Genomic DNA, 8,593 nt, shown 5'->3' with positions numbered 1-8,593 from the left:
CCGATGCGGATGGACTGGATGGCGCCATGGCCCAACCGTTGGGCAGCCGCACAGACGGCGTCCCCAGCGGGATCCAGAACCGATGCTCGCAGACCCACCCGGACGGTGGCATGGAAACGGGGCATGGCGACAGGTGGTGTTGGGGGCCTATCTTCAGGATGGCAGACGCAGGTCCGCCAGGGCCATACGCAGGGGAGCAGGATCCACCGCCAAGCCGATGAGCACTATGGTCAAGCCGCCCTGGTGGTCAGATCTGGCCTGGTACCAGGTCTCAAGGCGGGGTCCCACGGCCTGGATCATCAGCGGCAGGGATTTACCGGCAATGGCGGCATGGCCCTTGGCCCGCAGCAAGCCCATGGCCGTGAATTGTTGCCGCAGCAGTGCTTCAAGAGGCTGGCGATCCCAGGCCCCATCCAGCTTCACCGCGGCGCTGACGATGGGTGCATGGTGATGGTCACCATGGTGGTCATGGTCGTCACTCTGGCCAGCAGGATGGTGCAGGCTTGTCCAGATCAGGTCTTCCTCCGCACCACGCTCCAGACCCAACAACACCTCGGGGGGCACAGTGCCGCGGTGACTGGGCAGCACCGGTACCCCCGGGCGCAGGTGGGGACGGATGCGCGCTTGAACAGCGGCCATCCCATGGGCGGAAAGCTTATCGGCGCGGCTCACCAGCACCACGTCTGCACTGCGCAGTTGGTCCGCCAACAGGGCCTCCAGGCTGGTGAGGTGGTCCAGCTCCGGATCGGCCTGGCGCTGGCGCTCTACCGCTGCGGCATCCCCCACCACGCTGCCCGCGGCCAGGGCCTCTCCATCCACCATGGTCACCACGCTATCCACCGTGACAGCCGTACGGATCTCGGGCCAACGAAAGGCATCCAGCAGCGGCTGGGGCAGGGCCAGACCACTGGTTTCAATGACGATGCCGTCCAGGCTCTGACGCCGCTCCAGCAACTCCAGCATCACCGGCAAAAACTCCTCCTGCACCGTGCAGCACAGACAGCCATTGGCCAACTCCACCACGGTGGGGCGTCCAGGATCGGGACTGGGGTCGTTGCTGGTGGTGCCGGTGGACTCCTCGTCACAGACGCCGCAATCTGCCAAGGCGGCGCCATCCAGGCCCACGTCACCAAACTCGTTGACCAGCACTGCCAAGCGGCGCTTCTGCTGGCTGAGCATATGGCGGAGGACGGTGGTTTTCCCGGCGCCCAGGAAGCCCGTGACGACGGTGACGGGAAGCTTGTCGCGATTGGTCATCATTGGACAGTCTGGAGCGGAAACGGCAAGGGCTTAACCTCGCAAGACCTGGATGGTCCAGATCACCCCCAGGACCATCAGCAGGGTTGCGGTGGCCAGGCGGAGCTTCTGCAACAGCGCCAGAATGCTCCTGGATCGGGCCAGCAGGGCGCTCACCACCAGCAGCAGGGCGCCCTGGGACAAGAACAACCCCAGCCCGTAGGCCAGCAGCGGTGTTGGCTCAGCCCCGATCATGGGCTCCCCCAACAGGAACCCATGGACCCCCATCAGGGGCAGGAGCAACCAGGCGGGCAACCAGCCCCGATGCGCCAGGCCAGCCACTGCCAGGCTCAACGCCACCGCCAACTCCAGCGCCAGGCCCAGGCCGGGTTCTGGCGCGGCGCTCAAGAGCACTGCCAACCCGCTGCCCGCCAGCCCACTGGCCAACAGGGGCAGCAGCCAGCGCCGTGTGGTGAGCGCAGTGATCATCACAATGGCTAGAAGAAAGACCAGATGGTCGGTCCCCAGCAGAGGATGCCCCAGACCGCTCACCAGGCCTTGAAACAGGTTGAGGTTTTGGGGCTCCACACCCTCAAAAGGGTGGTGGGCCCAGCCGGGCAGCGCCGCAGCGAGCGCAGCAACGCCACCCATCACCAAGGGCGCGATACGCAGCACCATCCAGGACGTCGAGGGAGTGAACATTGTGCCAGGATTTCGAGAGATCAGCCCTTAGGCTGGGGGCAGTTGAGGCTGGCCCGTGTATCCCGATCCGTGATGCTGTTGTGGCCGTCAGCCCGCTGGCAAAGCTGCGGCAACTGGCTCCGATCCACCACAGCATCGGTGAAATCAGCTCCGCTGATGCGTGCATCCGTAAAGCTGCTTTGCATGAACAACCCGTTTTCTAATACGGCATTTCGCAAATCGGCGCCGTTGAATCGGCTGGCAAAGGCCACCACGTCCCGGAGAACGGCGCCCCGCAGATCCGCGCCGCTCAGGTTGGAGGTGTTGAACACTGCGCCAGTGAGGTTGCTGGCGGAAAGATCCACCCCTGCCAAGTCCGCCTTGATGTACTCCACCGCCTGCAGTTGGCGCCCATGCATGTCCGGTTTGATGACTGCATTGGCACCGGCGCCGCGCAACTCCGGCGCCGTGATCGTCCACCCTGGAGTAGGGGTCAGCAGGATCAGCAGCAAGGCCACCGCCAATCCCAGCAGACGCCGTAAATGAACCATGGTTGTCCCCCGTGTCCCAGTACCCTGGCAAGGGCAGACTAGCGAACCCTTTGGAGAGGATTGCCCCATGGCGCTGACACTGCGGGTTGTGGTGCCTCCTCATCCCCTTATTGACCACTGGCTCACCGTGGCCAGGGATGCCCGGACACCGGCCCCCCTGTTTAGAACTGCGCTGCAGGAGTTGGGCCGCTGGCTCAGCTACGAAGCCCTGCGGGACTGGCTCCCCCATCACACCATGACGGTCACCACGCCGTTGGGGGAAACCACAGGCCACGTGGTGGATCAGACCGTGGATTTGGCCGTGGTGCTTGTTCTGCGGGCTGGTTTGGGTCTCTGGGACGGCGCCCAGTCGGTGCTGCCCCACGCCCGGATTTGGCATGTGGGGCTCCGTCGTGGCCAGGAGGCGGGCACAGTGCAGTGGTATTACAACGGTCTGCCGGACGCCATCGGCGAAAAAACCGGGGTGTTGGTGCTTGACCCAATCCTGGCCAGGGGCACCACCATGACGGCCGTGCTGGAGCGCTTGAAAACCATGGGCGTGGAAGGGCAACGGCTACGGGTGATTACAGCGCTCTGCTCCGCACCAGGCCTGCAGCAGATTGGGTCCGCTTTCCCCGATCTGGTGATCACCACCGCTTGCATTGACCCGGAGCTGGATCCAGAAGGGTTCATTGTGCCGGGTCTGGGGGATGCGGGTGACCGTCTGTTTGGCACTGGCGACTGAGGTTGCTTCAATAATGGCAATACGTGACAGGGAATCCGGGGCAACACCATGACGGATCGACCGGCAAGCAGCACCATCTTCACGGCCATGGTCTATGGAGCCGTTCTGGGTGGAGTGGCCATGGCCTGGCTGTTGCTGGCCCCAAGGCAGCGTGACCGCCTGGCCAGTCGTCAACGGCGCATGCTCCATATGCCGCGCATGACCGGTGACGAGAATTATGGTGACAAGGATGATGACGAGGAGAACACTGTCGCCCATGGGAAGAGTCTGCCCAAACCCCTGGAGGACCGCATGAGCCAGATCCAGGCCTCCATTGAAGACGTGCGGCGCCAACTGGAGGCCATGGGCAAGGATGGGTAAGGGTTCCCCATCCGTGCTCCATCCCCCTATATGACCACCACAACCGCCACTGCCCCCCCAGCCATGCGTCGTTCCGCGGCCATCACCCAAGGGGTGCGCCGCACACCCAACCGCGCCATGCTCCGAGCCGTGGGATTTGGTGATGCCGACTTCAACAAGCCCATTGTGGGCATTGCCAACGGCTACAGCACCATCACCCCCTGCAACATCGGCCTCAATGACCTGGCCCGGCGGGCGGAGGCCAGCCTCCATGAAGCCGGGGGAATGCCCCAGGTGTTTGGCACCATTACGGTCAGTGACGGCATCTCCATGGGGACCGACGGGATGCGCTATTCCCTGGTGTCACGGGAGGTGATTGCCGACAGTATCGAGACCGCCTGCAACGGTCAATGCATGGATGGTCTCCTGGCCATTGGCGGCTGTGACAAGAACATGCCGGGCGCCATGATCGCCATGGCCCGCCTCAACATTCCCGCGGTCTTCGTGTATGGAGGGACCATCAAGCCCGGACACCACGCTGGCCAGGATCTCACCGTGGTCAGCGCCTTTGAGGCAGTAGGTCAGTATGCAGCGGGCCACATCACGAATGCCGAGTTATTGGCTGTGGAGAAAAAAGCCTGCCCCGGCGCCGGCAGTTGTGGGGGCATGTTCACCGCCAATACCATGGCCGCCGCCTTTGAGGCCATGGGCATGAGTTTGCCGTTCAGCAGCACCATGGCGGCGGAAGATTTTGAGAAATCAGACAGCACTGCCGCCTCGGCCGAAGTGTTGATGCAGGCCATTGCCCAGCAGATCAAGGCCCGGAATCTGATGACCCGTCAGGCATTCGAGAATGCCATTCGCGTTGTCATGGCCGTGGGGGGCTCCACCAATGCCGTGCTCCATCTGCTGGCTGCGGCCCACGCCGCCGCCGTCCCCCTCACCCTGGAGGACTTTGAAATCTTGCGGGCGGACACCCCCGTGCTCTGTGATCTCAAGCCCAGCGGCCGTTACGTAACAGTGGATCTGCACCGGGCCGGCGGCATCCCCCAGGTGATGAAAATGCTGTTGGCGGAAGGGCTGCTCCATGGGGATTGCCCCACCATCTCTGGCCGCACCATTGCGGAGATGCTCCAGGAGATTCCCACCCAGCCCGATCTCCGGCAAAACGTGATCCGGCCCATCCATACCCCCCTCTACTCAACGGGCCACTTGGCGGTGTTGCGGGGCAATCTGGCGGAAGAAGGCGGCGTGGCCAAGATCAGCGGTGTCAAGCATCCCGTCATCATTGGCCCTGCCAAGGTGTACAGCAGTGAGGAGGAGTGTCTGGAAGCCATCCTCGGTGGCGCGATCCAGGCTGGGGACGTGGTGGTGATCCGCTATGAGGGTCCCAAGGGCGGTCCTGGGATGCGGGAAATGCTGGCACCCACGTCCGCCATCATCGGTGCCGGCCTGGGGGACAGGGTGGGGCTTATCACCGATGGACGGTTCAGTGGTGGCACCTTCGGGATGGTGGTGGGGCATGTGGCGCCGGAAGCGGCCGTGGGCGGTGCCATCGCCCTGGTGGAAGCAGGGGACACCATCACCATTGACGCGCCCCGGCGGCTGTTGCAGTTGAACGTGTCCGATGGGGAACTGGCGCAGCGGCGGGCCCGCTGGACTCCACCGGCGCCCCGTTTCCGTCGAGGTGTTCTGGGCAAATACATCCGCCTGGTGAGCAGCAGCAGCCGTGGTGCAGTCACGGATGGGGACTTCACATGATCGCCTCGATGGCGTGCAGGACAAAGCGCAAAGGACCGGGTTGAAAGCCCGGATTCTCCCCGCCACTGTCATTGAAACGGGAATAGAGCAACTGGATGCGGCTCAGCCGCTGCGCATCAAAGCCGATGGGCATGGCCACCGGCTTGGCGCGCACCACCGGCCGCAATGCTGCCAAGGGCACCACCACCGTGCTGGTGCCCTTGGCAGCCGTGTCAAATTCACTCACCCACCGCAACCCGCCGGGGATCAGGGCGCTGGCGCGGCTCACCGGATCGTTACAGGTGAGACCCAGCTTGTAGCGGCGCCCATCCCCACTGATCACGAGACGCAAGGCAGAGAAGGGGCGCAGATCCAGGGGGGGAGACAACACGGGAGAACGGCAACTGATAAAACCACCCCCCTGCTGCACCACCTGGGCCGTGAACTCCAATCCCCAGCTTCCACAGTGGCAGTGGCCCTGGCTTCGACCACCCATGACGGTGTCGTTGAGGGCCTGCCACCCCACGAAGCCGTCACCACGGAACAGAGTTGTTGTGTGCATTGGGGACAGTAGCGTAGAAGCCATGGCCATGGGCCGGCAATACTGGCAAGGGAACGCCTCCCTGCAATTCTACCGCTCTGGTGGGCGGACCATTCACCAGGGGGGCTGCACGGCGCCCTTGAAGTTGTCCCGTGCCGTTACCTACGGCAGCACCTGTGAATTGTCCCTCCTCCACACCGCAGGTGGTTTGGTGGGGGGGGACGTGCTGCACGTCAACTGCCAGTTGGCGCCCCATAGTCGCGCTCTGCTCACCAGCGTGGCAGCCCAGAAGATCTACGGCAGTGTGGGACGCTCCCGACTCCAGCCGGAGGGCGTCTGGGCCCAGCAACGGCTCACCTTTCAGGTGGAGGACGGGGCATGGCTCGGCTGGTTTCCCCAGGAGACGGTGGTGTTTGCCAATGGTTTGTTGCAGCAGGAGCAACGGGTGGAGCTGAAGGGATCGGGCGCCTGGCTGGGGGTAGAGGTGGTACGGCTGGGGCGCACTACAGCGGACGAGACCATCGGACGGGGCTGCTGGCGCTCTCGCCTGGAGCTGTGGCGTGGGCAGCGCCTCCTGCTGGGGGACCCCATGGCTCTCAACGGCGCCTCCCGGCAGCGGCTCCACGGCCTGGCGGGACAGCCGGTGGTGGGGATGTTGAACTGGGCCGGTGGGTCGCAGCTGGATGCCGCCGCCCTGGACGCTTGTCGCCAGGCCCGTGGGGACCTTTCGGGCGAGATGGAGGCGGGGGTGATCCACGACGACGGCGGAGATCTCCTCTGCTGCCGCTATCGGGGAGATTCCACCCAGGCGGCCCGCTGCTGGTTTGTGCGCATTTGGACCCTGATCCACCAGTGGCGGGGTGAGCCGCCCCCTGTTCTGCCCCGTGTCTGGCCCCTGCAGGATGCCCTCCTACCGCCCGTTCCAATTCAAGCATGGTCTGCTCTTTGAGCAGCAGGACACCTCGAAAATTATAGTCATGGGTAACACCTTCCACATAATCCAGTCCCAACGGCATCATGGGTTGGGTTCTCTCCAATGCCTGGATTTGCGTCTTCTCGTCTATGCAGAGCCCGACGGCATGGTCCGGTGGTCTCGGCTATAAGACCCACAATGTCCTGCACCTTATCCACAAAGAAAGGATTGTTGGAGATCTTGAAGTGTGGCCATCCGACACTTCCATAGCCTGCTCCCCCGTCCTATAGAATCTTTCTGCAGGACACTACACTGGCTCTCCCTCCTCTGGGGCGGATAGGCCAAGTCAGCACCGTGGAACCGATGGCTTTTCAAGCCTGCCTTCGCCACTATGGTGGTTTGAGGAAATGGGAGAGGCGCATCCATCCGCGCTTAGAAACTAGCGTTGTTGAGTTGCCAGTAGGCATCAGTGCCTCTGAGGGGAGAATCATCCGGGATTAAATCCAAGGCAGTCTTTCCGTCTTCGTCCCGTGCGTTGAGATCAGCGCCAGCATCCAGCAGAGCCTGCACCACTGACGGGGTCTGGCTAAACATCACAGCCGTGTGGAGGGGTGTGGATTCAAATTTGTCCCGTGCGTTGAGATCAGCACCCTCCGATAGGCAATGATTCACGTAATCCGCTGACGCCTCCTTGAAGAAGTCTGCCGAGTTCCAGCTTGCGCAATTGGGGAGAGCCGCCGCCGGACTTCAGACCATAACCCCAGAACAACCGGAGTCGTTAGCAGAGGCTTCAGCCTGAGAACGACACTGTTCTTGAACCCGCGGGCAGGCAGCGCGCAGACCATTAATAGGGACCAAACATCAAATCAGCCTACCCATGATTGGGCAGCCCCATGGACAACGGTGCCAGAGAAAAACTGCTGAACAAATCCGTTTGATCTCCCCCTCAATCATACCCCAACAGATCAAAAATCTCCCGATCCTTGAGTGGTTTCGCCTCAAGGGGTTGGACGCTTTCCAGCAAACAACGGGCCAGGTTGAGATATTCCTGCTGCACTTGTAAGACATCGGGACTGGACTCCATCTCGAAGATTGTACACTTTTTGAGGCGGGAACGGCGGATGGCATCCACCGCTTTGAAATGGGCTAGGGTGCGTAGACCAGCGCGGGCGTTAAAGCGGTCGATTTGGTCAGTATCTTGAGAGCGATTGGCCACCACACCCCCTAGTCGCACCCGATAATTCTTGGCCTTGGCCTTGATCGCCTGCACAATGCGATTCATGGCAAAGATGGAGTCAAAGTCGTTGGCGGTGACGATCAGGCAGTAGTGGGCATGTTGGAGGGGCGCGGCAAAACCACCACACACCACGTCCCCCAGCACGTCAAAGATCACCACGTCCGTGTCTTCCAGAAGGTGGTGTTCTTTCAGTAGCTTGACAGTTTGACCGGTGACGTAACCACCGCAGCCGGTGCCCGCCGGTGGGCCACCACTTTCCACACACATGACTCCGTTGTAGCCAGTGTAGACAAAATCACTAGCCTCTAACTCTTCACTGTGGAAGTCCACCTCCTCCAGGGTGTCAATCACGGTGGGCACCATGCGCTTGGTGAGGGTGAAGGTGCTGTCGTGTTTGGGGTCACAGCCAATCTGCAACACCCGCTTCCCCAGGTGGGAAAAGGCGGCAGAGAGGTTGGAGGAGGTGGTGGATTTGCCAATGCCTCCCTTACCGTAGACGGCAATCACCAGGGCGCCTTCTTCGATGTTGAGCTTGTTGTCCTGGTGGACTTGAACGCTCCCTTCTCCGTCTTCATGACGTTGGTGGGTGGCTGTGGTGGTGGCGGTCATGGTCTTGTGGGGGTGGGGTGAG

11 protein-coding genes and 1 pseudogene are annotated in these 8,593 nt (G+C 62.4%); 4 read left to right on the top strand and 8 right to left on the bottom strand.

What is annotated here, in order from left to right:
• The 4 genes from FLM9_RS01490 to FLM9_RS01475 all read right to left on the bottom strand — a co-directional run.
• On the bottom strand, positions 1 to 125 hold a 125-nt coding region (locus tag FLM9_RS01490; RefSeq protein WP_180365264.1), incomplete at its 3' end, for a phosphoribosylformylglycinamidine synthase subunit PurS.
• Between the two features lie 28 nt (positions 126 to 153).
• On the bottom strand, positions 154 to 1,260 hold the full coding sequence (cobW, locus tag FLM9_RS01485) for a cobalamin biosynthesis protein CobW (RefSeq protein WP_257242949.1): 1,107 nt from the start codon (positions 1,258 to 1,260) through the stop codon (positions 154 to 156).
• 30 nt (positions 1,261 to 1,290) lie between these two features.
• Complete coding sequence (locus FLM9_RS01480) at positions 1,291 to 1,914, bottom strand: HupE/UreJ family protein (RefSeq protein WP_074456933.1); 624 nt, start codon at positions 1,912 to 1,914, stop codon at positions 1,291 to 1,293.
• A gap of 44 nt (positions 1,915 to 1,958) precedes the next feature.
• Positions 1,959 to 2,468 carry a pentapeptide repeat-containing protein gene (locus FLM9_RS01475; RefSeq protein ID WP_074456932.1) on the bottom strand — a complete coding sequence of 170 codons (510 nt, stop codon included), beginning with the start codon at positions 2,466 to 2,468 and terminating at the stop codon, positions 1,959 to 1,961.
• Positions 2,469 to 2,535: 67 nt separating this feature from the next.
• On the opposite strand from FLM9_RS01475, the gene upp reads away from it, so the two are divergent.
• The 3 genes from upp to ilvD all read left to right on the top strand — a co-directional run bounded on the left by upp (position 2,536) and on the right by ilvD (position 5,292).
• On the top strand, positions 2,536 to 3,192 hold the full coding sequence (upp, locus tag FLM9_RS01470; protein WP_074456931.1) for a uracil phosphoribosyltransferase: 657 nt from the start codon (positions 2,536 to 2,538) through the stop codon (positions 3,190 to 3,192).
• 48 nt (positions 3,193 to 3,240) lie between these two features.
• A complete protein-coding gene (locus FLM9_RS01465; protein WP_074456930.1) occupies positions 3,241 to 3,552 on the top strand; it encodes a hypothetical protein in 312 nt (103 codons plus the stop codon).
• Between the two features lie 63 nt (positions 3,553 to 3,615).
• Positions 3,616 to 5,292, top strand: a complete 1,677-nt coding sequence (gene ilvD, locus FLM9_RS01460) for a dihydroxy-acid dehydratase (RefSeq protein ID WP_074456936.1) — start codon at positions 3,616 to 3,618, stop codon at positions 5,290 to 5,292.
• Here ilvD and FLM9_RS01455 read toward each other — a convergent pair.
• A complete protein-coding gene (locus FLM9_RS01455; protein ID WP_257242948.1) occupies positions 5,285 to 5,857 on the bottom strand; it encodes a CIA30 family protein in 573 nt (190 codons plus the stop codon). The two genes, ilvD and FLM9_RS01455, sit on opposite strands and share 8 nt — an antisense overlap.
• Here FLM9_RS01455 and FLM9_RS01450 point away from each other — a divergent pair.
• Positions 5,856 to 6,761, top strand: a complete 906-nt coding sequence (locus FLM9_RS01450; RefSeq protein ID WP_257242947.1) for an urease accessory protein UreD — start codon at positions 5,856 to 5,858, stop codon at positions 6,759 to 6,761. The two genes, FLM9_RS01455 and FLM9_RS01450, sit on opposite strands and share 2 nt — an antisense overlap.
• Here FLM9_RS01450 and FLM9_RS08470 read toward each other — a convergent pair.
• The 3 genes and pseudogenes from FLM9_RS08470 to bchL all read right to left on the bottom strand — a co-directional run.
• A pseudogene (locus FLM9_RS08470) lies at positions 6,760 to 6,970 on the bottom strand (IS630 family transposase); the annotation flags it as partial. The gene FLM9_RS01450 and the pseudogene FLM9_RS08470 sit on opposite strands and share 2 nt — an antisense overlap.
• A 187-nt stretch (positions 6,971 to 7,157) precedes the next feature.
• Positions 7,158 to 7,397 carry an ankyrin repeat domain-containing protein gene (locus tag FLM9_RS01440; RefSeq protein WP_074456928.1) on the bottom strand — a complete coding sequence of 80 codons (240 nt, stop codon included), beginning with the start codon at positions 7,395 to 7,397 and terminating at the stop codon, positions 7,158 to 7,160.
• Positions 7,398 to 7,671: 274 nt separating this feature from the next.
• Positions 7,672 to 8,571: a ferredoxin:protochlorophyllide reductase (ATP-dependent) iron-sulfur ATP-binding protein gene (bchL, locus tag FLM9_RS01435; RefSeq protein ID WP_074456934.1), complete on the bottom strand. Its 900-nt coding sequence runs from the start codon at positions 8,569 to 8,571 to the stop codon at positions 7,672 to 7,674.
• Positions 8,572 to 8,593 lie beyond the last annotated feature (22 nt).

This window comes from Candidatus Synechococcus spongiarum, from assembly GCF_900047545.1.
GTDB classification, from domain to species: domain Bacteria; phylum Cyanobacteriota; class Cyanobacteriia; order PCC-6307; family Cyanobiaceae; genus Synechococcus_B; species Synechococcus_B spongiarum_C.
Note: the sequence above shows the minus strand (reverse complement) of the source record. Positions and strands in the feature narration are given on the sequence as shown.

Bases quoted from the DNA above. Each gene is read 5' to 3' on its own strand.
- cobW (WP_257242949.1), bottom strand. From the start codon at position 1,260: ATGATGACCAATCGCGACAAGCTTCCCGTCACCGTCGTCACGGGCTTC.
- FLM9_RS01450 (WP_257242947.1), top strand. From the start codon at position 5,856: ATGGCCATGGGCCGGCAATACTGGCAAGGGAACGCCTCCCTGCAATTC.
- FLM9_RS01475 (WP_074456932.1), bottom strand. From the start codon at position 2,468: ATGGTTCATTTACGGCGTCTGCTGGGATTGGCGGTGGCCTTGCTGCTG.
- FLM9_RS01480 (WP_074456933.1), bottom strand. From the start codon at position 1,914: ATGGTGCTGCGTATCGCGCCCTTGGTGATGGGTGGCGTTGCTGCGCTC.
- FLM9_RS01455 (WP_257242948.1), bottom strand. From the start codon at position 5,857: ATGGCTTCTACGCTACTGTCCCCAATGCACACAACAACTCTGTTCCGT.
- upp (WP_074456931.1), top strand. From the start codon at position 2,536: ATGGCGCTGACACTGCGGGTTGTGGTGCCTCCTCATCCCCTTATTGAC.
- bchL (WP_074456934.1), bottom strand. From the start codon at position 8,571: ATGACCGCCACCACCACAGCCACCCACCAACGTCATGAAGACGGAGAA.
- FLM9_RS01465 (WP_074456930.1), top strand. From the start codon at position 3,241: ATGACGGATCGACCGGCAAGCAGCACCATCTTCACGGCCATGGTCTAT.
- ilvD (WP_074456936.1), top strand. From the start codon at position 3,616: ATGCGTCGTTCCGCGGCCATCACCCAAGGGGTGCGCCGCACACCCAAC.